Origin of the sequence: Pontiella sp., assembly GCF_041622395.1 — a bacterium.
GTDB lineage: Bacteria > Verrucomicrobiota > Kiritimatiellia > Kiritimatiellales > Pontiellaceae > Pontiella.
This window is the reverse complement of sequence record NZ_JBFJYW010000016.1, coordinates 1-23,163: the sequence shown is the minus strand read 5'-3', so window position 1 is coordinate 23,163 and position 23,163 is coordinate 1. Positions and strand designations below refer to the sequence as shown.

Below are 23,163 nucleotides of genomic sequence, written 5' to 3'. Positions count from 1 at the left end.
GCCCAGGCGGGGTTTTGCGGGTTGTGCTTGAGGTATTTCGTCCAGAGGACGGCGGCCACGTCGGCCATGCCCATCGGCATGCCGGGGTGTCCGGAGTTGGCGGCCTGGACTCCATCCATTGCGAGCCCGCGAATCGTGTTAGCGACTAAATTCAGATCCATAGTTTTTATTCCCTTTTAATAGTTAATTTTTTAAGCGCGGCAAATCGCCCGCCAGGTTTTCAATGCGTTTTTCCAATCTGCGGCATTCTGCGGTTCGAACACGTTGGTTTCATCGGCAAAGGAATTGCGGATGACTTCCCGTCCTTCGGCGAGGGACTTGATATCCCCCATGGCGAACATCTGCATGATGAGGTTGCCGGTCGCCGTGGCTTCGGTCGGTCCGGTAACGACTTTGCGTCCGGTGGCGTTGGCGGCCATCTGGTCGAGCAGCGTGTCCTTGCAACCGCCGCCGACGATGCGGAGCGTATCGAGCGTGCGGCCGGAGAGCGTTTCGAGCGATTCGTAGGTGTCGGCATAAAGCAGGGCCAGGCCCTCGTAGGCGGCGCGCAGGATCTGCGCATGCGTTTCGGGGCGGCCCTGCCCCGTGCGCTCGCAGTAGTCCTGGATGCGCGCCGGCATGTCGCCGGGGGTCAGGAAGATGGTATCGCTCGGATCGATGAAGAACGCGAACGGCTTGGCTTCGAGCGCCATGTGTTCCATCGCGGCCCACGAATAGTCGCACTCCTGCGTGTTCCAGTTGCGGCGCAGCTCCTGGAGGATCCAGAGGCCGGAAAGGTTTTTCAGGAAGCGGACGGTGTTGCAGACGCCGACTTCGTTGGTGAAGTTGGCGGCCAGCGTTTTGTCGTTGATCACCGGCTCGGGCAGTTCGGTGCCCAGCAGCGACCAGGTGCCGGAACTGAGGAAGGCCGACTGTTCGCCTTCGGTCACCGGGACGGCGGCAAAGGCGCTGGCGGTATCGTGGCCCCCGACCGCCACGACAGGCAGTCCGTCCACATCGCCGATCACGGTGCCCGGATCGACCAGCTCGGCAAAGAGATCCGTACGGATGCCGAGTTTTTCCAGCAGGTCGTACGCCCAGTCCTTGGTGACCGGGTTATAGAATTGGGAGGTGCTGGCGATGGTGCGCTCGGCAACCATCTTGCCCGTCAGCCAGTAACTGAGCAGGTCCGGCGAGAAGAGCATCTTCGCGGCGTTGCGGTATTGGAACGAATCTTCCACCGAAAGCGACATCAGCTGGTAAAGCGTGTTGAGTTCCATGAACTGGATGCCGGTTTGCTGGAAAACCTCTGCCTTCGGAACCTTTTCGAAGACCTTTTCGAACATCCCTGCCGTGCGGCTGTCGCGATAGTTCACCGGATTGCAGGCCAGCCGGCCGTCGGAATCGATCAGACCGAAATCGACGCCCCAGGTATCGATGCCCATGCAGACGAGCCCGTCGCCGAATTCTTTTTTCGCCAGGGCGATGCCTTCCTGAATGTTGCGGAAGAGATGGACGAAATCCCAATACAGGGTCCCGCGGACTTCGGTCGGACCGTTCCAAAAACGGTTCATCTCCTTGAGCGACAGTTTGCCGTCCTCAAACGTTCCAACAATGGTACGTCCGCTCGATGCGCCCAGATCCACTGCCAAATAATGTTTCTTCATTTTATATCCCCCGATTTAATCAACCATGTTTTCAATCATCGACACCGTCACCTCTTCCAACGACCGAACCACCGAATCCGCCGCAGCCAGATTTTCCTCGGTGGTCGAATTGGTCACGGCCACGCAACGGCATCCGGCCGCTTTCGCGGCCGCAACACCGTCCGGCGCATCCTCGATCACGACACAACGCGCCGGATCTAAACCGAGCCGGGCGGCCGCCGTCAAGAACAGCTCCGGGTCCGGCTTCTTGTTTTTTACGTCGCTGCCCGTTACATAGACCATTTGATCGTACGGAACACAAGCAGACTTCAGCACCGCTTCCGATTTTTCGCGCGTACTGCTGGTGGCGATGCCCACGCGGAACGCCGCGCACGCGCGCGCCGCCTCCATCAAGGCGAGCACGCCCGGAAATGCCGGAAGGGGTTCGGCGGCCAGCATCGACAGGAAATATTCCTGCCTAGCCGCGGTGGCCGCCTCCACCTGTTCGTCCGACAGTTCGATGCCGTGCACCCGCGCGGCGGCACGGACATATTCCGCCGCCCCGCGCCCGAGCCCGGCCGCAAAATCGGCGCGGACGACGCCGTCGGCGCCGAACAGATCCGCGAACACCTGAATGGAGGCTTCCGCGTTAACCCGTTCCGTGTCGGCGATCACGCCGTCCACATCGAAAATCAGCCCGTAGTGCATGCTCATCGAAACGGGTTAGATCGCCGGCGCGTTTTCGAGCAGGAAGCGTTCGGCTTCCGGGCTCCACAATCCGTTGGCCTTCTCGACCAGCTCCGCCAAGCCCTGGAAGAGTTCGCCTTCCATGTTCTTGAGCTCGTTGAGCGCCACCAGCGGCATGCTGACGTTGTTGTAGACCAGCTTCTTGCCGCCGGGAATGTTCGGCAGGTTCAGCGTGGTTTCGATCACGGCATCGAGGCCGCCAACGTGCGTGACCATGGTGGACGGGTTGAGCTTGCCGGCTTCCATCATCTGGAGCGACTCGATCATGTCGTCGGTGTTGCCGCCGCTGGTGCCCACCACGTGCGTGGCCGCATAGTGGACGTTGTAGAAATTGAACTCGGCCGAGAACTCCGGATTGGTCGGTCCCGCGAAAAAGTTCAGGCAGCCGTCGAAAGCCAGCAGCTTGTCGGCCTGCTCGATGACCGGGCGAACCGGCGCATAGACGAAGACATCGTTGAAGCCTTCGCCCTTCGGCGTCAGCGACTTGAGGTAATCGACGCCCTTGCCCTCTTCGGCGGTGTTGACGTAGATCAGCTCGACGCCGTTTTTCTTCGCTTCTTCCACCGTGTAGATCGAGGCGGCGCGCTCCAGGCGGGCCGTATCGATGTCGGTCACCACCAGCAGGCCGGGCTTGCGGTCGCAATGGATCGCATAGTCGATCGCGCCGAGGCCCATCGGGCCCACGCCGGCGAGCAGCGCCATGGCGCCGCCTTCAACGATGCCCATGCTGTGGACATAGCTGCCGGGCGTCGTGTGGTAGTTGGCGTGGAAGCCGCCGACGATGCAGGACATCGGCTCGGCCAGCGAGCCGTGGTAGTAGGCTTCGCCGTTGAACGGCAGCAGGCACTCCTGCTCCATCACTTCGGCGGGAATGACGACATACTGCGAGTCGCCGCCGATGAAACGGTAGGAATAGCCCGGCGCCGACAGGATGCCGACGGGTCCGTCCGCGTAGTTGATCGCGGGCTGGATCGAAAATTTGTCGCCCGCGTTAAAACGATCCGTCCACCTGCCGCCGACCTCGACGATTTCGCCGCAGAACTCGTGACCAATAATAATCGGATCGTTAGCAACGTCATTGGGGATGCGTTTATGCTTCGTGCCCTGCGACGCCGCCTTATAGGACGACATGCAGATGGAATCGGATACAATCTTGGCCAGGATTTCGTTTTCCGCAATGGCGGGGAGTTCGAACTCCTCCAACCGCAAATCCTTCTCGCCGTAAAGTCTAACTGCTTTGGTTTTCATGGTGTGTTCCTTTTTGGATAGGACTGATCCGACCGATCAGTCGGATCGTTTCAAGTTTCAGGTTTCCAATTTCCAGTTTCTAATTGAGCATCACTTGGCCGCCCGTCACCGGGATGGCTTGGCCAGTTTCGTATTTTTGCTCGACCGAGTAAAGAATCGCTTTGGTCACGTCTTCGCCGTCGCAACCGCGGTTCATCGGCACCTGGGCTTCGTAGAAGCGTTTGACATCCTCGACGGTCTTGGCGCCGGGGACCTTGCCGGTGCTCAGGTACTGGACGAACAGGCCGCGATCCGGATCGCTACAGAGCGGGCCGTCGAAGAAGTTACCGGGGCAGACGGTGTTGACCTTCGTGTTGTCGGTCACCAGTTCCTTGGCGAAGCTCTGCACGAGGCCGACGGAACCGAACTTGGATCCGGCATAGGCGCCGTTTTTGTTCGAGCCTTCCAGCGCCGACTTGGAGCTGATGCAAATGATGTCGGTGAAGTATTTGCCGGACGGCTTGTTCATCAGTTCCATCACCGGAGCAACGTGCTTGGTGCACAGGAAGAAGCCGACATAGTTGACGTCGGTCACGAACTCGAAATCCTTCAGCGTCATGGTTTTCACGCTGCCGGCTTTGAGGACGCCGGCGTTGCTGACGAACAGATCGATGCCGCCGACGGTTTGGACGATCTCGCCGACCATCTTATGGACGGACTCCTCGTCGGTCACGTTGACCGCCACGCCAAAGGCCACGGTTCGTCCGGCTTCGGCGTTGAGTTCGTTGGCCAGCTTCCGGGCGCCGTCCACGTTCATGTCGGCGATGAAGACGATCGCGCCGTTTTTGATCAGTTCGCGGACAATCCCTTCGCCAAAGCCCTGGGCGCCGCCGGTCACGACGCAAACCTTGTTGTTCACGACCGCTGCGCGGCCCGAGGCTTTCGGGGCGTTGGCGGTGCCGTTCACCGCGTCGTCGTAGTCTTCGCCGAGCAGGAACCCGCCCTCGCCCTCGACCATGACCGAGCGCACGCCCTTGGTGAACTTGGCTTCCAGTTCATCGGGCGAGCAGACCAGCTGCGGATTTTCAACCGTATCGCGGGAAACCACGATGTCTCCCTTTTCCCCGTCGAATGACAGGCCTCTTAACAATGGTGCAATTCCTAGTGTTTTCATTCTCATTTCCTCCGTCTAAAAGTTAACCAGATCGATGGCCGATTCCGGGTTGCGATTATCGATCCGCATTCCGATGTCCGCGTAGACCTCAATCCGCTCCTTGAGCGGTTTTGCGGCCAGCGGATTGTTCGGATGGAACAACCCGTAGCGGGCCTCCGCGGAGGCCAGTTTCTCGTGGGCAATCAACGCCCAGGTCGCACCGATCAGATGCTGGAATTCCGGTTGCATGATCTCCGGGCAGTTGAACACCTGCCGCGAGCTATTGATATCCACCCCGCTGATCTGCATCAGATCATACTGATCGCAGAGCTTCTGCAAGCGCAGCAGTTGCGCCTTGGTGTTGCGCGGCGGCATGTAGGTAATGGCCTTGAAGCCGATCTTCTTGAGCTCGGGAACGAGGTCGTCGAGATATTCATCCTCAAACTTTTCCGCCTTCTTGTCGCCGGTCGGCGACTCGGCCACATCGCCCAGATAGGCGTAGGCCGGAATGCCGCCGATGTCGTTGGCAAACTGCACCGCATCGTAGACGGAGCGAGCCCCCTGCACGTTGGGCTGCACGAAAATTTCCGGTACCAGCGACCCCTTGAAGACGCCGAGCAAGTCGTACTCATAGTGCGGATTCGACGGATCGCGCAGATATTCCTGCAGCTTTTCGGGAATGGCGATCTTCATCTTCTGCTCGATGAAATCGATCAGCCCCTGGCCTTTGCCGAAGCGCTCGACGAGCTTGAGCGAAAGCGCATAGACGATGTGGCGCTCCGTAATCGATCCGCCGCGCTTGGCCTCCGAAATCTTCCACACGTCGCGGTCGAAATCCAAGGGCTCGAGCCCGACGCTCGCCAAAATTTTGTTGAGGTTATCGACCTCTTCGCGGTCCCGCAGATAGCGCGCTTTTTTGATCGAGCGCAAATAGCTCTCGACGCGCACGAACTGGGTGTGCGGAACGCCATGCACGGCCATGTAGGTGTTGTTCTCCGTGTCGGGGTTGTTGGTTTTGTAGCCTTCGAACGCGGTGCCGGTCATGTTCACGCGCATTTCGAAGCCGCAGGTGGTGGCAATATTAATCGCCTTGCCGGCCGCGATCATCTCCTTGAAGCCGGAGATCGAATCGTGATCCATGATTCCGACGGCTTTCAATCCGGCCCGCGCCGCGTTGACGGCAATCATAGTCGGATAGTAGGGGCTGAAGGAATATTTCGAGTGGACGTGATTGTTCACCTCGTCCGACACCGGATACCCCGACTTCAGCGACTCGCCCAGCTCCCGCACCACGGCCAGCCGGACCGGACGCGAGGGATTGTTCAGCAAATTTTCCAGTCCCATAGTACTCCTTTTTTTGAATGGATGCACCGGCTGCACCGCAAGGGTGCAGCCGGCAGATTCGGCTTGATGCGTTAGACGCCTTTGCGCGCAATGCGGGCGAGTTCGCCGTTGGTGTAGTTATGCTTCACGACATGGCCCGGCAGCGGGACGATGCGTTCGTGGACAGCGTCGATGATCCAGCTGGCCTGCGGGAAGTATTCCTTCTCCATTTCGGCGGCCGGCGAGATCCAGTTCTTCGCGCCAATCACCACCGGCGGCGCATCGAGGTAGTCGAAGCACAGCGTGGTCAGGTTGGCCGCGATGTTGTGCAGACAGGAACCGCGCTCGACCGAGTCGGACGCCAGCACCACGCGGCCGGTCTTCTTGACGGATTCGACCAGCTTGTCGTAGTTGAGCGGGTTGACGAAACGCAGGTCGATGAGCTCGACTTCCATTCCATACTTTTCCTTCATCTCTTCGACGACCTTCATGCCGCTGTAGAGTACCGGGCCGAGGGTGATGAGCGTCAGGTCCTTGCCCTGCGTGCGAACCGCCGGCTCGCCTTCGGGCGTTTCGAAGTAACCTTCCGGAACCCCGCCCTTTTCAAACAGCTCGCCCACGCCGTAGGTCTTCTGCGATTCGAAGAAGATCACCGGGTCGGTGCCGGCCAGCGCCAGGTTGAGCATGCCCTTGGCATCGTAGGTCGTGGCCGGGTAGTAGACTTTCAGCCCCGGGATGTGGTTGACCATCGCGGTCCAGTCCTGCGAGTGCTGCGCCCCGTATTTGTTTCCGACGGAAACGCGGAGCACCAGCGGCATCTTCAGGATGCCGGCGGACATCGACTGCCACTTGGAAATCTGGTTGAAGATTTCGTCGCCGGCGCGGCCCATGAAGTCGCAGTACATCAGCTCGACGCAGACGCGGCCGCCGCTGAGGGCATAGCCGCAGGCGGTGCCGACGATCGCGCCTTCGGAGATCGGCGAGTTGAACAGGCGATGGTAAGGCAGCAGTTCGGTCAGCCCGTTGTAGCAGGCGAATGCCCCGCCCCAGTCGCGGTTTTCTTCGCCGTAGGCGATCATGGTCGGGTCGATGGAGAAGCGATGGACCATCGCTTCGAAGATCGCATCGCGATAGGTGTAAAGCTGGTTCGCCTTGTAGGGCTGGCCTTGTTCATCGAACGCATAGCGCTGCTTGCGCTTGAGCTTCTTGACGCGGTCGTTGTCCTCGATCTTCTGCAGCATCTCCGGCTCGCGGTCGTCGAACTTTTCGACCTTCAAGTTGGAGTACATCACATTTTCGATCAGGTTGATGTCGGAGTAGGGAGAGACCGACTCGTCGATGGAGAGTTTCATGGCCTTGGAGACCTTGGCCACGACCTTCGCCTTCATCGCTTCCGCGTCGGCTTCGGTGAGGGCACCGTTGCTGATCAGGTATTCGCCGAACGTGCGTACGCAATCCTGGGCTTCCCAGAGTTCCATCTCTTCCTTCGAGCGGTAGGAAGACGCGTCGGACGGCGAGTGGCCGGACATGCGGTAGGTCACGATGTCGAGCAGAACCGGGCCCTTGCCGGAGAGCAGGATCTTCTTTTTGCGCTCGGTGGCGTCGGCCACGGCCAGCGGGTTGTACCCGTCCACGCGCTCGGCGTGCATCTGGTCGGGGTTGACGCCGGCACCAATGCGGGCCGCGAACTTGTAGCTCATGGTTTCGCCGACGGTCTGGCCGCCCATGCCGTACTGGTTGTTCATGATGTTGATCATGACCGGCGGATGCCCGAAGTCCTTGTCCCAGAGTTCGACATACTGGTCCATCGCCGCCATCCAGATTCCTTCGTATACCGGGCCGCAACCCATCGAGGCATCCCCGATGTTGGCAATCACGATGCCCGGCTTGCGGTTGATCAGCTTGTTCATGGCCGAACCGACCGAGATGTCGGCGGAGCCGCCCACCAACGCGTTGTTGGGCATGGAGCCGAACGGAATGAAGAAGGCGTGCATCGAGCCGCCGAGGCCTTTGTTGATGCCGGTTTGACGCGCGAAGATTTCCGCCAGCGTTCCGTACAGGATGAAATCTTCGGCGAGGTCCTTCACGGTCTCGTGCGAGCCGTCCTTAACCACTTTCAAGGTGGCGCCATCGAAGAACCCTTCCATGATTTCCGTCAGCTTGCCGTCGTCGAGCTTGCTGATGGCCGAAAGGCACTTGGCCATGATTTCCCCGTGCGAACGGTGCGAACCGAAAATGTAGTCGTCGGTGTCGAGGTGAACGGACTGGCCGACTGCGGCGGCTTCCTGACCGATCGACAAGTGGGCGGGCCCCGGGTGGTTGTATTCCATGCCTTCGTAGGAACCCTGAACCTTGATCTGGTTGAGCATGGTTTCGAATTCGCGGATCATCAGCATGTCGTAGTACATCTTGACCAGACGCTTCTTGCCGTACTTTTTCTCTTCCTTCTTGTAGTCCGATTTATACTGGTTGATCGGAATCGGCTTGAAGGTGACTTCCCCCGCCTTGCGGGATTCTTCGGGGCATATGACTTGATTCTTTGGCATTGGTTTTCTCCTGAATTAATTAATTAAAACTGAAACATGGTTGCACGAATGACTTCCCCGACCGTCGGGTGCGGGAACACGATTTCCTGCGCGTCTTCGACCCGCAGCCCGGCTTCGATCATGGCGGCGACGCCCCAGATGAATTCCGAGCTGTAGGCACCGAACGTGTGGACCCCCAGGATGGCGCGGGTATCCGCATCGATCACGACCTTCACCTGACCGGGGCCCGTCTTGCCGTTTTCGGCCAGGAAGCGTCCGCTCATCATCATCGGCAGCGATGCGGAAGCGACGTTGTGCCCGGCCTCCTTGGCCTGGTCCTCGGTCATGCCGCAGCCGGCGATCTCCGGCATGGAATAGACCGCCCACGGAATGGCGTTGGTGCGAAAGCGGTCTTTCTTGCCCAGAATGGTGTTGAGCGCAACCTCGCCCATGCGGGTCGCCGAGTGCGCGAGCTGCGACTTGCCGGTCACGTCGCCGATGGCGTAGACGTTCGGCAGGTTGGTGCGCTGCTGGTCGTCGGTCTTGATGCCGCGGCGGTCGAAGTCCAGCCCGGCTTCCTCGAAGCCCATGCCGGCGAGATTCGGCGAACGGCCAACGGACATCAGCACGATATCGGCGTTGATCGCTTTTTCCTCCCCCTTCTTGTCGACATACTTCACGGCGTGGCCGTCGATGGCCGTCACGCGGCAACCGAGATTGAACCCGACCTTGCCCTTGAGGGCGGCGCGGAAGCGCTTGGCCTGGCCGCGATCCATGAACGGGATGATTTCGTCGAGCATCTCGATCACGTCGACTTTCACGCCGAGGCTGCTGAAGAAGCTGGCGAACTCGACGCCGATGACCCCGCCGCCGATCACGACGAGCGATTTCGGCATGGTTTCGACGCTGAGGATTTCCTTGCTGGTCATCACATGCGGCTGGTCGGCGCCGGGGATCGGCGGAACGAACGGCGAACCGCCCGTGGCAATCACGACGTTGTCGCCTTCGTAGATCGTACCGTCGACTTCCACCTGGCGGGAGCCGATCAGCTTGGCCTCGCCGAAGAGCACCTCCACCTTGCTTTTCTTCATCTGCCCGGCAATGCCGGCGCGAAGGGTCTCGATGACTTCCTGCTTCCAGGCCATGGTCTTGCCGAGGTCGAACTTGACTTCGCCGGTGGTGACGCCGAATTCCGGCGCTTCCTTGGCGTGCACGAAATGCTTGGCGGAGTTGAGCAGGGTCTTGGTCGGGATGCAGCCCCAGTTGAGGCAGACGCCGCCGAGATATTTCTTTTCGATCAGCAGCACCTTCTGGCCCTTGTGCCCGGCGCGTTCGGCCATTTCGTAGCCGCCCGGGCCGGCACCGATGATGATGAGGTCGTATTGCGCTCCCGTGGAAACCTTCGCCACCGGGGCCGGAGCCGCTTTGGCTTTCGCAACCGGTGCGGGAGCGGGAGCGGCTTTGGCTTCCGCTACCGGCGCGGGTGCCGCCGCCGTTGCTTCCGCATCCGCAGGCCGCATGGCGCTAATGTCTTCGCCCGGAGCACCGATCGCGGCGATGACCTTGAGGACTTCGACGTCGGCTTCGGCCGGGTAGAAGATGCCCAGAACCGTTCCGGCCTCGGGCGCTTCCACTTCGAAGGTGGCCTTGTCGGTTTCGACTTCGCAGAGTGCCTGCCCGGCGGCAACGGTGTCGCCCTCGGCGACTTTCCACTCGATAATGATGCAGGACTCGACGGACTGTCCCTGCCTCGGCATTAATACTTCAGTAGCCATAAATTTTCTCCTTATCCTGCAAGTGTGAGTTCAAATGCGGCCAGCTTGATGCGCAGGCTGGCGAGGAAGCGCGCGGCCGGCGCGCCGTCGGCGGCGCAATGGTCGAACGTCAGTGAAAGTCCCATGTGCGGAACAAACTCGACCTCGGATCCCTTCATGACCGGCTTGGGCTGGACCGCGCAGACGCCGAGGATACCGACTTCCGGCGCATTCAGCACCGGGGTAAAGCTTTCGATGCCCATCGCGCCGAGGTTGGTCACCGTGAACGTGCCGCCGGTCAGTGCGTCCGGATCGACCGTGCCGGCGATGCAGGCCTTGGCCAGGCGCTTCGCTTCGGCGGAGAGCTGCTTGAGGCTCATCAGGTTGGCGTAGCGGATCACCGGAACCATCAGGCCGCGCGGGGTATCGACGGCTAAGCCGAGGTGGACGTTGCCGTATTCGACGATTTTATTGCCGAGCATGTGCGCATTGAGTTCCGGGAACTCGCCGAGCGTCTTGACGGTCGCGTAGAGCACCACATCGTTGATGGTGATGCCGCCGACGCCGGATTCTTCCGGAGCGGCTTTGCATTTGGCGCGGTAGCCGAGTACGGAGCGGGCATCGGCCGAGGTGTTGAGCGTGAGCTGCGCCGTGTTCTGGAGCGAAGCCATCATGCGGCCGGCAACCACTTTGCGGACGCCCTTGACCGGGATTTCCTTAACGGCGCCCGGGAAGTCCATGGCGGCAACGGCTTCGCCGACGGCTTCGGGAGCAACGGCCATCAGGTCGGCGGCGGTAATGCGACCGCCCATTCCGGTTCCGGTGCTCGGGATCGGCAATCCTTCGGCGGCGGCCTTGGCGGCGGCGGCCGGGGTAATGGCTTGGGCGGCGGCCACGTCGCGCTCGATGACGCGTCCGTTCGGGCCGGAACCGGCGAGGGTGGTTGGGTCGACCCCCTTCTTCGCCGCCAGGTTCTTGGCGCGCGGGGAAACCCCGGTGGCGGAACCGGCCGGTGCGGTCGCGGCAACCGGCGCGGCAACCGGAGCCGGCGCGGCTTCGGCTTTTTGTTCAACCGGGGCGGCTGCCGGGGCCGGGGCGGCGTCGTCGGTCGGGCGCATCGCGGAGATGTCTTCGCCGGGTTCGCCGATGGCGGCGATGACCTTGAGGACTTCGACGTCGGCTTCGGCCGGATAAAAGATGCCGAGGACCGTGCCGGAAGCGGTGGCTTCGACTTCGAAGGTCGCCTTGTCGGTTTCCACCTCGCAGAGCGCCTGCCCTTCGGTGACGACGTCGCCTTCGTTTACTTTCCATTCAATAATGATGCAGGACTCGACGGACTGGCCCTGCCGGGGCATTAGCACTTCTGTAGCCATGGTTTCTTCTCCTTGGAACGTTAGGATTTGACGATGCGCACTCCTGCGCTGGTCATCTCGATTTCAAACTCTTTGGTTAATTTGTTATCCGTGACGAGTACATCAACCCCGTCGAACGGCAAAATGCGCGCGAAGCCCGGCTTGCCGAACTTGCTCGAATCGGTAATGGCAATGACCTGGTCGGCCTGCTCGGCCATCTTGCGGACCAGGTCGGCGCTTTCGACGAAGTGGGCCGTAAAGCCCTGCTTAACGGATGCGCCGTCGATGCCGATGAAGGCTTTGGAAACATAGAATTGGTCGATCGCTTTCAGGGCGAGGGGACCGACCACGCCCTCTTCCTCCGGGCGGAACTCGCCGCCGACCAAGGTGACGCGGAGTTGGGGGTTGGTGCGGGCGTAGGTGAGCACCAACGTATTGTTGGTCACGATGTGAACCCCGCGCTTGCCCAAAAGATACTTGGCAATCAGCGCGGTGGTGGTTCCGGCGGAAATGATGATGGTGTCGCCATCCTCCACCTTCGCGGCGGCGACCTTGGCAATGGCGCGTTTCACGCCCTGCTCCGCCCGCATGCGCTCCATGATCTTGGTGTGTCGGGCCGGAACGGCGCCGCCATGGGTGCGGACCAGCAAACCTTCCTCTTCCAGGGCGGCCAGGTCGGCGCGCGCAGTGACAACGGTCACATTCAACCGCTTGGCCAATTCGGACACATTGACGCTGCTCTCTTCCATCAGCAGGTCGAGAATGACCGATTTACGCTCTGCAAAACTGGAACTCATAACCCCTTTCGGCTTCCTTTTGCTTTCCTTACACTTTCGTATTGGTATCGTTTTACCATCATTTGGCTTTGCAACAAGTGTTTTTTCAGTTTTTATTTGGCTCGAATCTTCAGAAGAACCCAGCAAAGGAACAAGCCGATGGAAACACGCAAAGCATTGATTACCGGGGCCAGCCGGGGAATCGGGGAAGCCATAGCCAAACGGTTGGCCCAGGAAGGATGGGCGCTGCATTTAACCGGACGCGACCAAGCGAAGCTGGAAACCGTTCGAGCCGCCTGCGAAGCGCTCGGGGCCGAGGTGTCCACCTTTCCGGCGGATCTTTCCAACGAAAACGAGGTGATCGAACTGTTTCGGCAGGCCGGCCCGGTCGAGCTGCTGGTCAACAATGCCGGAATCGGCATCTTCGGGGAAATCGTCGGCTTTTCCCTGGAGGAGTTCCGGAAGATCCAATCGACCAACGTGGAGGGTTCGTTTCTCTGCCTGCGCGAAGCAATGAAATCCATGATGGAATCCGGCGGCGGACGCATCATCAACATTTCATCGGTCGTCGGCGTAAAGGGCTACCCGAACCAGGCCGCCTACGGGGCGAGCAAGCATGCCCTGCTCGGCCTGACCAAAACCGCGATCGAAGAGGGCCGCGCGCACAACATCCGCGTCCACGCCATTTGCCCCGGCGGCGTCGCCACCGAAATGGTCAAGCAGTCGCGCCCCGACCTGACCGATTTTTCGGCAATGATCCAGCCCGAAGACGTGGCGGAAGCCGTCGCCTATCTCTGCCGTCTGCCCGAAAACATCACGGTCGATTGCATCCACCTGCGCCGCGCCGCCAGCGCCCAATGCTGGTAGCGCGTCGCACCCCGTTCAATCCGCCGTGCCGAGCTCAAGCGATGGCGCAAGCAGCTCGGCCGGTTCGGAGCCGAGCCACGGGCTTTAGGGGCGGAAAGAAATCGTAAGCCGGCAGGTTTCCGTCTCTTCGGGCTTGAGCATGCGGAGCCGGCCGGACGCCTCTTCGATGCCGCGGCCGTCGAGCAGCCCGTTGGAGGGCTCCAGCCCCATCACGTATTCCTGCTCGCCCATCATTTTCCATTGGGTGAAGTACGGCAACTCGGCCTTGCGGTAGGCGATCTCCATCGCCGTTCCGCCGCTTGGATTGCGCAGGGTCATGCGCGCCATGCCATCGGCGTCGGCCTCGACATCGTGGTAGAAACACTGTTCGGCATATCCGGCGGTGGGCGGTTGGCATTGGTTCCATTGGCCGATTCCGTCGGCGGCGTCTTCGGTGCGGGGCGTGGTTTCCCGCACACGCCCTTCGAGCACGGCGCTTTCATCCAGCAACGGGAAGCCGGCATTGATGTGGTAGAGGATCATCATCGGAGCCGGGCGCACGCCTCGGTTGGTTATGGCGTCGCTGACGCAAATCGAGTTCTCGCCCATGGCGGTCGAGATGGTTCGGCGCAGCTCCAGGTTTTCGCCGAAGAAGCTGACCTCGCGAACGGTACCGCTGACGGACAGGACATATTTACCGTCGAGCCAATCCTTGGAGATCGAAACGTTTTCGGCGGGCGTGTTGGAAAGCCGGCCGTGGAGTCCGTGCTCACCGTCGGGCACGCCGATGTTCGAAAGGCCGCATCCGGTCAGCAACCCGCAACCGAAGCTGCGCAGCCAGCGCAGCCCCTCCGGCTCGTAGTGCGATGAATGGACGGTTCCAACGGGGGTTTGGTATGCGAAGGGAAGGCCCTTGCAGGCGGCATCGCCGATATCCATCCCGCGGTCGAGCAACACGGTGAAGCGCAGTCCGCTGCCGTTGTTCACATCCGCAATCCGGATCCCCCGCCCTCGCCCGTCGTCCAGCACCGACGTCCGCACAAACGCCAGCTGATCCATCGAGCCAACATACTTTTTCAATTCCACGAATTCCATTGGGAACGTTTCTCCTGATAGGCAGTTCCGCCTTTAGGCGATCGCCCGCGAAGGCGGCCTAAAGGCGGGACTACGATTTATTTTTTTCTAGAACGCGGCGCCGACCCAGGCGCCCAGAACCAAGGCGTCGTCGAGATCGCCATTGGCACCGGCACCGGGATTAACGATATACTGCACGGAAGGCTGGATGTAGAAACTCGGGATGATCTGGATGCGATGGCCGAGTTCAAAGACCATTTCTGCATCGGCGTCGTACGGATCGGGATCATTGTTATCATCCACGTTGTTTTCGCCCAACACATCGCTGAGACCGGCATAGGTCACGAAGGCCATGGTGTGGTCGTTTTCGCGGCCGGGGAACAGGCCTTTCCAGTTTGCGCCGCCGCTGATCTGCAGGGGGACCGAGGCCGTTTCATCCTGCGTGGTATACGCGCCGAACGTGAACAGCTTCAGCCCGTCCGCGACTTCGAAATCGAAGTGGCCATAGAACCGCAGCAGGTTGGAGGTTTCCCCGCCATCGAAATCGTCGTAGTCATAAACGGAATCGGCGATGCCGAGATAGAGCCGGGCCGGGCGCTCCATGATTTGCGGCGTCCAGTCATACTGCGCCATCAAGGTTACGCCGTCATCGCCCCTGAAACTCCAGTCCGTTCCCTTGACGTAATCGCCCCAGATCGAATCGTTGATCTGATAGGCCCCCAGCTGGAACTGATGCTCGTCGGAGAGGTTGTATTTCACGCGCCCCCCCCACAGGCCCAGCGGGAAGGAATAGATCTGGGCATTGTCCAGCATCATGGAACGGATGGGGCCATTGATGGCGGTGCTCAGCGAATAGCGATAGAGATCGTTATTGGCAAAATCCTCATCCATGGACGTGCGGCCGAACTTGACCGCCAGATCATCGCCGAAGTTTTTTTCGATCCAGAGCTGATACAGCCAAGCCACCTGGCCGGCGGCGCCGCCGTTGATGCACATGGGATCGTAGATCCCGCCCACATCCCCGGCAATGCCGTTGCCTTGGCGGTTCACCATCGAAATTTTCACGACGGCATCTTCGATGCCGAACAATTTTTCCAGATCCAGATCCACCCCGGCATAGGTCTGGGCGGTGAAGTTGTCGTCGGTCTCTCTGCCGCCGTCGACGTTTGCCGCATAGATGGTGTCGATATAGAGGAACGGCGAAATGCCGGACTCCTCCATGCTTTCGTGGCGGCTGAACAGCCGATCCTCTTCATACCACGCCTTCGTTGTGGCGGCGTCTTCCGCCAGCGCGAGGCTCGATGATGCGATCAATGCAGTTATGATTTGCTTCTTCATGGGTTGTCTCCTGCTGTTTTCTTTTTAAGGAGCGAAGGAACCGTATCGCGAACACCGCGTCCTCCGCATCCGTCTCTCTCTCTGGGTTTCGCACTTCGATGCGAAGGGGTTATCCGGCCAGGTTTTTCTCCATCAACCGGTCGATGTTCGGATCGGCATAAAGCGCCTCGACCATCTCGGTGTAGAGCGCGGTAAAGCGTTCGTTTTCGACGAGGTCGCCGAAGATCGGGTCGATGCGCAGGAAGGACAGCACATCGTCTTTCGTTCCCGCGGCGGCCTGGTGGAGCTCGTCTTTCATCTCATCGACGATTTCGAGTTCGACACCGTGGCGGCTGAGGCCCGTGTCGCTGTAAAGACACCAAGCGGCAATGACCAGCGTTGCGAATTCAATGCCCCCGTCGGCGGCGAGGTTTTCCCGAATCGTGGAGATCAGGAACTTGGGCAGCTTGGCCGAACTTTCGAGGCAGATGCGCGCCAGGCTATCCTTGATGTTCGGATTGCCGAAACGATAGATGAGGCTGTCTTTATAGTCGTCGAGGTTGATGCCTTCGACTTCATCGAGCACGGGCGTGGCCTCGCGATCCATGAAGGCGCGAAGGTATTGGGCGAACAACGGGTCGGCGACCGCGCCGTCGATGGTTTCGTGCCCGTGGATCGAGCCCAGCAGCCCCAGCACGGAATGGCCGGCGTTGAGCAGGCGAATCTTCATCTTTTCGTAGGGCGTGACATCCGGCACGAACTGCGCGCCGACCTTTTCCCATGCCGGGCGGCCATTGGAAAAATTATCCTCGATCACCCATTGGCAGAACGGCTCGCAGGTGCAGGGCCAACCGTCGGCCACGCCGAAGTCGCTTGCCAGCAACGCGATGTCGACCGGCGTGGTGACGGGCGTGATGCGGTCGACCATCGCATTCGGGAAACAGACGTTGGCTTCGATCCAATCGCCGAGCTCCGGATCCTGCTCCCGGGCGAAGGCCAGCAGCATTTTCTTGGTCATGTCGCCGTTATGCTGGACGTTGTCGCACGACTGCACGGTGAAGGGCGGCACCCCGGCCTCCTGCCGTTTTTTGAGTGCGGCGGTGAGATAGCCGAAGACCAGCTTCGGGCTATCGGGATGCGCCAGGTCGTGCTGCACGTCGGGATTGTTGAACATGAACTCGCCCGTGACGGGATGGAAATTGTAGCCGCCTTCGGTAATCGTCAGCGAAACAATCTTCGTATCTTCGTGCGCCATCTTGTCGATGACCGCCATTGGGTTGTCGACGCTGAGCATGAAGTCGACAATCGACCCGATGACGCGCGTTTCGGCCTTCCCGTCGGGATGCTTGACGAGCAGGGTGTAGAGAAAATCCTGCTCCTTGAGGATGTCGCGCATTTTGCGGTCGGCCTCGCGCAGCCCGACGCCGCAGATGCCCCACTCCGCCGCACCGGTTTCGTTCATCAGTGCGTCGGTATAGTAGGCTTCGTGCGAACGGTGGAAGCCCCCGACGCCGACGTGGACGATGCCGGCCTTGGCGGTGCCGCGGTCGTAGGTCGGGACGACCATCCGGTCCGCGAGCCGAGGAAGGTTTTCCTGTTTGAGTTGAACGGTTTTTTTCATAAGGGACTCCTGTCTTTGATAGCGTGCCGGTGCGTTAGGCTTTTTTGCGATGTTGCAGGCAGTCGAGCGCCACGGCGATCAACAGCACCGAGCCGCGAATCACTTTCTGGACATAGTCGTCCACGTCGAGCAGCACCAGACCGTTGCTGAGCACGCCGAGCACCAGCACGCCGCCGAGCACGTTGGAGATCTTGCCGGAGCCGCCGCTGACGCTGACGCCGCCGAGCACGCAGGCGGTGAGCACCAGGAACTCGAAACCCTTGCCCGAAATCACCTGACCGGAGTTGGTGCGCGAGAGCATGACGACGCCCGCGATGCCGGCGAAGAAACCGGAGAGCGTGTAGACGAGGTATTTCACGCGCTTGACGTTGATGCCGGAGAGCTCCGCCGCCTCCTCGTTACCGCCGACGGCATAGAAGTAGCGGCCGAAGTAGGTCTTGCGAAGGATGAACATGCCCAGCCCCATGACGATCACCATGATGATGACCGGGATCGGTACCGGACCGACGTAGCCCTGGCCAATCACGGAAAAGGATTGCGGGAAACCATAGATCGGCAGGCCGCCGCAGATGAGATAGGCCACACCTTCGATGATGATCATCATGGCCAGGGTGACGATGATCGGCGGCATCTGCAGGTTGGAAATGATCCAGCCGTTGAAAAAGCCCACCGCCGCCGAGAGCAACAGCGCAAAGAGAACCGCCAGCAACGGGTTCCATCCCGCGTTGACCATGAGCCACGCCGTGGAGATGTTCACCAGCGTGATGAGCGAACCGATCGAGAGGTCGATCCCGCCCAACAGCAGCACAAAGGCGAAGCCCACCGCCGCGATGCCCATCATCGAGACCTGCCGCGCCACGTTGAGCAGGTTGTTGCTGTCCAGGAAGTTTTCCGATGCGATCGAGAAAAAGACCATCAGCGCCAGCAGGACAATGTAGATCCCGAACGTCTTTCCAATCGAGGCCGCCATCGCGCCGACGGCTTTACTTGAATCTGTTTTTTTCATGATGTTGCTTTCCATTCTTGGTTAAGATTGCGAGGCGTACCCCATAATAGTTTCCTGATTGAAATCCTTCCGCTCCAGCTCGCCCGAGACACGCCCCTGGCGCAGCACCATGATGCGGTCCGACATGCCCATGACCTCCTCCATCTCGGAGGAAATCATCAAAACGGCCTTGCCCGATTCGACCAAGGTGTTAACCAGCGCATAGATTTCCGATTTTGCGCCGACGTCGATGCCGCGCGTGGGTTCGTCGAAAATCACGAGCGAAGGTTCCGTTGCCAACCATTTGGCAATAATGGCCTTCTGCTGGTTGCCGCCGCTGAGGTTTTTGATCTTTTGTTCGAGATTCGGCGTCTTGATCCGGATCGACTCCTTGTAATATTCGGCAACGCGCTTCTCCTCCTTCTTGTTGACCGTGCAGAACCTGGAGATGCGCTCGAGGATCGCCATGCTGATGTTGCCCTTGATGTCGACTTCCAGCAGCGCGCCCTGCTTCTTGCGGTCTTCCGGCACCAAGGCGATTCCGCTATCGATCGCCTCGCGCGGGAATCTCGGCCGGACCTCCTTGCCGTGCAGCACGACGCGCCCGGCGCTCCGCTGCCTGACGCCGAAGAGCAGCTCGGCGAGCTCGGTGCGGCCCGCGCCGATCAGCCCGGCCAGCCCCAGCACTTCGCCCTTGCGGATCTGCAGACTGATGTCGTGCACGCCGTTGCCGGAAAGGTTATCCACCTCCAACAGCACCTCGTCGGCAATCTGGTGGGTGCGCGCCGGATAGGTTTCCTTCAGCTCGCGGCCCACCATCAACTTGACGAGATCGTCGAGATTGGTGTCGGAGGTGTTGAGTGTTTTGATCTTCTGTCCGTCGCGCAAAACCGTGATCCGGTCCGACAGGCGGAAGATCTCTTCCATGCGGTGCGAGATGTAGACGATCGTCACGCCCTTGGCCTTGAGCTTTTCGACCATCACGTAGAGGGACTCGGCTTCGGCCTGGGTCAGCGGGGCCGAGGGCTCGTCCATGATGAGGATCTGGGCATCCTGGGATACGGCTTTTGCGATCTCGACCAGCTGTTGGTACCCGACGGTCAGGTTGCCCACCAATTCGTTCGGATCGATATCGATGTCGAACTGTTCGAAGATCTTGGCCGCTTCCTTCGCCATGGCTTTTTTGTCGATCATGATGCCCTTGCGGAGCGCCCGCCCGAGAAAGATGTTTTCGGCCACGGAAAGTTCATCGACCAGATTGAACTCCTGGTAGATCACGGCAATGCCCTGCTGCTCGGAGAGCTTGGGCGTCAGCGAGGAAAACTCGCGTCCGCGCACCGTGATCGTTCCCTCGGTGGGGATCACGGCGCCGGTGCAGGTTTTGATCAGCGTCGATTTGCCTGCCCCGTTTTCGCCGACGAGCGCGTGGACCTCGCCTTTGACGACATCCAGGCTAACATCGTTCAAGGCCACGACGCCGGGATATCGTTTGGTAATGTTGTTTAATTGCAAGAGAAGCATCGGATTCGCCCTATTTTTTGTAGTATTGGTCGACGTTGTCGATGGTGACGGGGATGAGCTCGCGATAGACGCGGGCCGGCAGTTCTTCGCCGGCGGCGAGCTTGGCCACGAAGCCATAGACGGTCGAAGCCACGTCTTCGTCGGTGCCGGTAACAATCACGCTCATCTTCACGGCTTCGCCGTTTTTAATGGCATCGAGCTCGGGTTTGGTGGCGTCCACGGCGAACACGCCGAAGTCGGGCGCGTCTTTGCCGGCGGCCTTGGCGGCCTCGTTGGCGCCCACCGAACCGCCGCCGCCGATGCAGCAGACGACCTTCACGTTCGGGTTGGACTGGAAGATGGTTTCCATCTTGGTGATGCCCTCATCGGGGTTGATCGCGCTGGTTTCCGCCACGATCTTCGCGCCGGGCGCCAGTTCGGTGATCGCATCGCGGATGCCGTTGCCGCGGGCCAGCAGAACCGGCAGCTGCGGATAGTTGAGGATGGCCACCTCGGCCTTGCCGCCGTGGACCTTTTTAATGAATTCGGCGGCTTCCTTGCCCACCTGATAGCCCAGATCGTGGTTGTCGATCAGCCAACGCATATCGGCGTTTTCGAGGTCGTCGTCCCAGGCGATGATTTTCACGCCGCGCTCCATCGCTTCTTTGCAGGCGCTTTCGATGCCGGCCGGGTCGGCCGGATGAACAATGATAACATCCATGCCGCGGGCCACGAAGTTTTCGATCTGCTCCATTTGTTTGGAGACATTGCTCTCGCAGGCGACATAGCTCATCTTCGCGCCGTTGGCGATGGCTTCTTTCTGAATGGCCTGGCAATAGCCCGACCAGGTGGGATTGCTCAAATCCTGCACCGTCATGCCGACCTTCACCTGTCCATCGCCGCCACCGCTCCGATCGCATCCAACCAGAGACAAACACGCAATACCTGCCACCATTCCGATAATTTTGTTTTTCATGATATCCTCCGTTAACCTTTTGATTCCTACTACTCTACCTTTGCGACAAAGAAGTTTATGCCTTCCCTTCCTCTTCGTCGATTAAAAACACGCCCTCCTCACGGGGCGACCACCTTACCGATCAGCTCCGCCGGGAAATCCGGCGTCGCCCCCTTCTGGGAACAGACAAAGGTTGCCACCTCGTTCGCGAACCGGTTCACCTCGTTGAGCGACCACCCTTTCAGCACGCCCATGCACAGCGCGGCGGTGAACGAATCGCCCGCGCCGACCGAATCCACGGCCACGCCTTCGCAACCGGGAAAATCGTCGTTTTCATACACGCCCACCAGCACGCTGCCGTCCGGCCCGCGGGTGTAGGCGACCAGCCGCAACCCGAACCGTTCGCGCAGCATGCCCAGCTGGGCCATCGTATCGCCTTCGAGGCCGAAATAGCCCGCCAGCACCGGAAGCTCTTCATCGCTGAGCTTGAGCACATTCGCCAGCCGCAACGATTCGTCGATTTGCTCCTTCGAATAGAAGTGCTGCCGCAGATTGACGTCGAAGATCTTCAGCGCGTGCTCCGGCATCTGTTGCAGGAACGAGCGGATGGTGCCGCGCGATTCGCCCGAACGCTGCGACAGCGAGCCGAAGCAAACCGCATCCAGTCGGGCGGACAGTTGCCGGAGCTCTTCCGAATACGGGATGTGGTCCCATGCGACGTCCTCGTGGATTTGATAGGTCGGTTTGCCCGCGGCGTTGAGCACCACCTCGACGGTGCCGGTCGGAAAGGCATCGGCCTCCATTACGAACGCATCGCTCACCCCCATTTCTTGCAGGCGGACGCGAATCTCCGCGCCGAGCGGATCGGCCCCCAGGCAACTTACCGGATAGGATTCCGCGCCCAGCTGGTTGCAGTGGCAGGCGAAGTTGGCCGGCGCACCGCCGAGACGTTTGTGATTGGGAAAAACATCCCAAAGCAGCTCGCCGATTCCTGCCGTTGTAAACTTTTCATTCATCACTGTCTCCTAGTCGTTTGATTCTGGTGCTTTTCCTGATTTGACGATCACAGGTTCGCACGAAAGGCCGAATTGTAAACATATTTGCGATTTTTACATTTGCATTACCTTATCATTACGTTTACTTTTCATGCATGAATCCTTCCAAACCAACGTACTTGCAGATATACGACAAAATAAAACTTTCGATCCGAAACCAGACCTACAAACCCGGGGAACTGCTTCCAACGGAACAGGAACTGGCAAAATCGCACTCGGTTTCGCGCCCCACCGTGGCCAAGGCGCTCAACCTGCTCAGCGAAGAAAAGATGGTGCGCCGCCGCGCCGGATTCGGCACGCAGGTGCTCTCGCCGGGCAAATCGGTGCTGACCGCCGGCCTGCTGGTGCCGCGCCTGCACGAAACGGAGATTTTCGAACCGATCTGCTCCAGCATCATCGAAACCGCCCAGGAAAACGGCATGCAGATCATCCGGCCGCCGGAACTCAGCCTCGAGCGCGAACCGTCCCGGTTGGCCGACCAGTTGACGGAGCGGTTCATCGAAGCCGGCGTGCACGGGGTATTTTTCACGCCGATCGAGCACATCGACAACCAGCAGGCCTTCAACCTCGAAATCATCCGGCGGCTCACCCGCAACGGGATTCGGGTCGTGCTGCTCGACCGCGATGTCTACGCCTGGCCGCGGCAGACGCCCTACGACCTGATCGGGATCGACAACATCGAAGCCGGCTACATCATGGCGCGGCACCTGCTCGACAACGGATGCCGGCACCTGGCCTTCGTCACCGCCGGCAACCCCGCCATGACCATTCAATTGCGGCGCATCGGCTGCCACGAAGCGCTCGTGCAGAGCGGGCTCTCCGCCAAGAGCCTGAAGGATGTCGAGTTCCTCGCCGGCGACCCCGAAGCAACCGCCCGGAACCTGATGGACGCCAAGGCCGACGGCATCCTCTGCGCCAACGATGCCACCGCCGCCCCGCTGCTGCGCGCCTTGCTCGACCTCGGCGCCGACATTCCGCACCAGCTCCAGGTCTGCGGCTTCGACGACGTTAAATATGCCTCGCTGCTCAGCGTTCCCCTTTCGAGCTACCACCAACCCTGCCGGGACATCGGCCGAACCGCCGTGCGCGTCATGCTCAGCCGCATCAACTTCCCCGACAGCCCCGCCCTGCGCGTTACGCTCGAAGGGCGCCTCATCATCCGCAACTCCTCCTGCGGGCCGATTAAAAGTTCATAGCCGGCCTTGTTCCCGGCCCTCGGCGGATTTACTATACCGCCACGTTTCGGCGACACAAGGAGGCCCCCGATGATTCCCGGACATAGCGAACTGCTGCGCCAGCTCATGGACAACATGACCGACAACATCTTT

General features: G+C 60.1%; 19 protein-coding genes and 1 pseudogene. 2 read left to right on the top strand and 18 right to left on the bottom strand.

The features are described 5' to 3' along the window. The 11 genes and pseudogenes from ABYO54_RS01890 to ABYO54_RS01840 all read right to left on the bottom strand — a co-directional run. Nucleotides 1–161: hypothetical protein (locus ABYO54_RS01890; RefSeq protein WP_372806345.1), on the bottom strand; the 161-nt coding region annotated here is incomplete at its 3' end. A gap of 30 nt (nucleotides 162–191) precedes the next feature. After that, nucleotides 192–1,646: a rhamnulokinase family protein gene (locus ABYO54_RS01885; RefSeq protein ID WP_372806339.1), complete on the bottom strand. Its 1,455-nt coding sequence runs from the start codon at nucleotides 1,644–1,646 to the stop codon at nucleotides 192–194. Nucleotides 1,647–1,661: 15 nt separating this feature from the next. Beyond that, the gene (locus tag ABYO54_RS01880) at nucleotides 1,662–2,339 is read right to left on the bottom strand and encodes an HAD family hydrolase (RefSeq protein WP_372806336.1); all 678 of its coding nucleotides are present in this window, start codon (nucleotides 2,337–2,339) and stop codon (nucleotides 1,662–1,664) included. 9 nt (nucleotides 2,340–2,348) lie between these two features. Continuing rightward, nucleotides 2,349–3,620, bottom strand: coding sequence for a zinc-binding dehydrogenase (locus ABYO54_RS01875; RefSeq protein WP_372806334.1), 1,272 nt, complete (start codon nucleotides 3,618–3,620; stop codon nucleotides 2,349–2,351). 79 nt (nucleotides 3,621–3,699) lie between these two features. Next, nucleotides 3,700–4,773: an SDR family NAD(P)-dependent oxidoreductase gene (locus tag ABYO54_RS01870; protein ID WP_372806333.1), complete on the bottom strand. Its 1,074-nt coding sequence runs from the start codon at nucleotides 4,771–4,773 to the stop codon at nucleotides 3,700–3,702. 15 nt (nucleotides 4,774–4,788) lie between these two features. Next, entirely contained in the window at nucleotides 4,789–6,096 is a 1,308-nt protein-coding gene (locus ABYO54_RS01865; protein WP_372806331.1) for a PHP domain-containing protein, read from the bottom strand. Nucleotides 6,097–6,167: 71 nt separating this feature from the next. Further along, nucleotides 6,168–8,621, bottom strand: a complete 2,454-nt coding sequence (locus tag ABYO54_RS01860; protein WP_372806329.1) for a thiamine pyrophosphate-dependent enzyme — start codon at nucleotides 8,619–8,621, stop codon at nucleotides 6,168–6,170. 23 nt (nucleotides 8,622–8,644) lie between these two features. Then, a complete protein-coding gene (lpdA, locus tag ABYO54_RS01855; protein WP_372806343.1) occupies nucleotides 8,645–10,009 on the bottom strand; it encodes a dihydrolipoyl dehydrogenase in 1,365 nt (454 codons plus the stop codon). Between the two features lie 150 nt (nucleotides 10,010–10,159). Beyond that, nucleotides 10,160–10,357, bottom strand: a pseudogene (locus ABYO54_RS01850) (lipoyl domain-containing protein); the annotation flags it as partial. Nucleotides 10,358–10,386: 29 nt separating this feature from the next. Next, a complete protein-coding gene (locus ABYO54_RS01845; protein WP_372806327.1) occupies nucleotides 10,387–11,727 on the bottom strand; it encodes a dihydrolipoamide acetyltransferase family protein in 1,341 nt (446 codons plus the stop codon). A gap of 20 nt (nucleotides 11,728–11,747) precedes the next feature. Further along, nucleotides 11,748–12,503, bottom strand: a complete 756-nt coding sequence (locus tag ABYO54_RS01840) for a DeoR/GlpR family DNA-binding transcription regulator (RefSeq protein WP_372806325.1) — start codon at nucleotides 12,501–12,503, stop codon at nucleotides 11,748–11,750. A gap of 138 nt (nucleotides 12,504–12,641) precedes the next feature. Between ABYO54_RS01840 and ABYO54_RS01835 the strand changes: the two genes are divergently transcribed. After that, nucleotides 12,642–13,349, top strand: coding sequence for an SDR family NAD(P)-dependent oxidoreductase (locus ABYO54_RS01835; protein WP_372806323.1), 708 nt, complete (start codon nucleotides 12,642–12,644; stop codon nucleotides 13,347–13,349). 84 nt (nucleotides 13,350–13,433) lie between these two features. On the opposite strand, the gene ABYO54_RS01830 is transcribed toward ABYO54_RS01835, so the two are convergent. The 7 genes from ABYO54_RS01830 to ABYO54_RS01800 all read right to left on the bottom strand — a co-directional run bounded on the left by ABYO54_RS01830 (nucleotide 13,434) and on the right by ABYO54_RS01800 (nucleotide 21,796). Further along, nucleotides 13,434–14,408 carry an aldose 1-epimerase family protein gene (locus ABYO54_RS01830; protein ID WP_372806321.1) on the bottom strand — a complete coding sequence of 325 codons (975 nt, stop codon included), beginning with the start codon at nucleotides 14,406–14,408 and terminating at the stop codon, nucleotides 13,434–13,436. 102 nt (nucleotides 14,409–14,510) lie between these two features. Next, nucleotides 14,511–15,740, bottom strand: a complete 1,230-nt coding sequence (locus ABYO54_RS01825) for a carbohydrate porin (RefSeq protein ID WP_372806319.1) — start codon at nucleotides 15,738–15,740, stop codon at nucleotides 14,511–14,513. Between the two features lie 109 nt (nucleotides 15,741–15,849). Then, a complete protein-coding gene (locus tag ABYO54_RS01820; RefSeq protein WP_372806317.1) occupies nucleotides 15,850–17,340 on the bottom strand; it encodes a mannitol dehydrogenase family protein in 1,491 nt (496 codons plus the stop codon). 34 nt (nucleotides 17,341–17,374) lie between these two features. Continuing rightward, nucleotides 17,375–18,346 (bottom strand): ABC transporter permease, encoded by a 972-nt coding sequence (locus ABYO54_RS01815; protein ID WP_372806315.1) that lies wholly within the window; start codon nucleotides 18,344–18,346, stop codon nucleotides 17,375–17,377. 21 nt (nucleotides 18,347–18,367) lie between these two features. Beyond that, nucleotides 18,368–19,798 carry a sugar ABC transporter ATP-binding protein gene (locus ABYO54_RS01810; protein WP_372806341.1) on the bottom strand — a complete coding sequence of 477 codons (1,431 nt, stop codon included), beginning with the start codon at nucleotides 19,796–19,798 and terminating at the stop codon, nucleotides 18,368–18,370. A 58-nt stretch (nucleotides 19,799–19,856) separates the two neighbouring features. After that, nucleotides 19,857–20,801, bottom strand: coding sequence for a sugar ABC transporter substrate-binding protein (locus ABYO54_RS01805; protein WP_372806313.1), 945 nt, complete (start codon nucleotides 20,799–20,801; stop codon nucleotides 19,857–19,859). 98 nt (nucleotides 20,802–20,899) lie between these two features. Beyond that, nucleotides 20,900–21,796 carry a carbohydrate kinase gene (locus tag ABYO54_RS01800; protein WP_372806311.1) on the bottom strand — a complete coding sequence of 299 codons (897 nt, stop codon included), beginning with the start codon at nucleotides 21,794–21,796 and terminating at the stop codon, nucleotides 20,900–20,902. A 158-nt stretch (nucleotides 21,797–21,954) separates the two neighbouring features. Here ABYO54_RS01800 and ABYO54_RS01795 point away from each other — a divergent pair, with 158 nt between their 5' ends. Beyond that, entirely contained in the window at nucleotides 21,955–23,031 is a 1,077-nt protein-coding gene (locus ABYO54_RS01795; RefSeq protein ID WP_372806309.1) for a substrate-binding domain-containing protein, read from the top strand. Nucleotides 23,032–23,163: the final 132 nt, after the last annotated feature.

Coding starts and splice junctions, on each gene's coding strand:
- ABYO54_RS01885 (WP_372806339.1), bottom strand. CDS start 1,646: ATGAAGAAACATTATTTGGCAGTGGATCTGGGCGCATCGAGCGGACGT.
- ABYO54_RS01880 (WP_372806336.1), bottom strand. CDS start 2,339: ATGAGCATGCACTACGGGCTGATTTTCGATGTGGACGGCGTGATCGCC.
- ABYO54_RS01875 (WP_372806334.1), bottom strand. CDS start 3,620: ATGAAAACCAAAGCAGTTAGACTTTACGGCGAGAAGGATTTGCGGTTG.
- ABYO54_RS01870 (WP_372806333.1), bottom strand. CDS start 4,773: ATGAAAACACTAGGAATTGCACCATTGTTAAGAGGCCTGTCATTCGAC.
- ABYO54_RS01865 (WP_372806331.1), bottom strand. CDS start 6,096: ATGGGACTGGAAAATTTGCTGAACAATCCCTCGCGTCCGGTCCGGCTG.
- ABYO54_RS01860 (WP_372806329.1), bottom strand. CDS start 8,621: ATGCCAAAGAATCAAGTCATATGCCCCGAAGAATCCCGCAAGGCGGGG.
- ABYO54_RS01845 (WP_372806327.1), bottom strand. CDS start 11,727: ATGGCTACAGAAGTGCTAATGCCCCGGCAGGGCCAGTCCGTCGAGTCC.
- ABYO54_RS01840 (WP_372806325.1), bottom strand. CDS start 12,503: ATGAGTTCCAGTTTTGCAGAGCGTAAATCGGTCATTCTCGACCTGCTG.
- ABYO54_RS01835 (WP_372806323.1), top strand. CDS start 12,642: ATGGAAACACGCAAAGCATTGATTACCGGGGCCAGCCGGGGAATCGGG.
- ABYO54_RS01825 (WP_372806319.1), bottom strand. CDS start 15,740: ATGAAGAAGCAAATCATAACTGCATTGATCGCATCATCGAGCCTCGCG.
- ABYO54_RS01820 (WP_372806317.1), bottom strand. CDS start 17,340: ATGAAAAAAACCGTTCAACTCAAACAGGAAAACCTTCCTCGGCTCGCG.
- ABYO54_RS01815 (WP_372806315.1), bottom strand. CDS start 18,346: ATGAAAAAAACAGATTCAAGTAAAGCCGTCGGCGCGATGGCGGCCTCG.
- ABYO54_RS01805 (WP_372806313.1), bottom strand. CDS start 20,801: ATGAAAAACAAAATTATCGGAATGGTGGCAGGTATTGCGTGTTTGTCT.
- ABYO54_RS01800 (WP_372806311.1), bottom strand. CDS start 21,796: ATGAATGAAAAGTTTACAACGGCAGGAATCGGCGAGCTGCTTTGGGAT.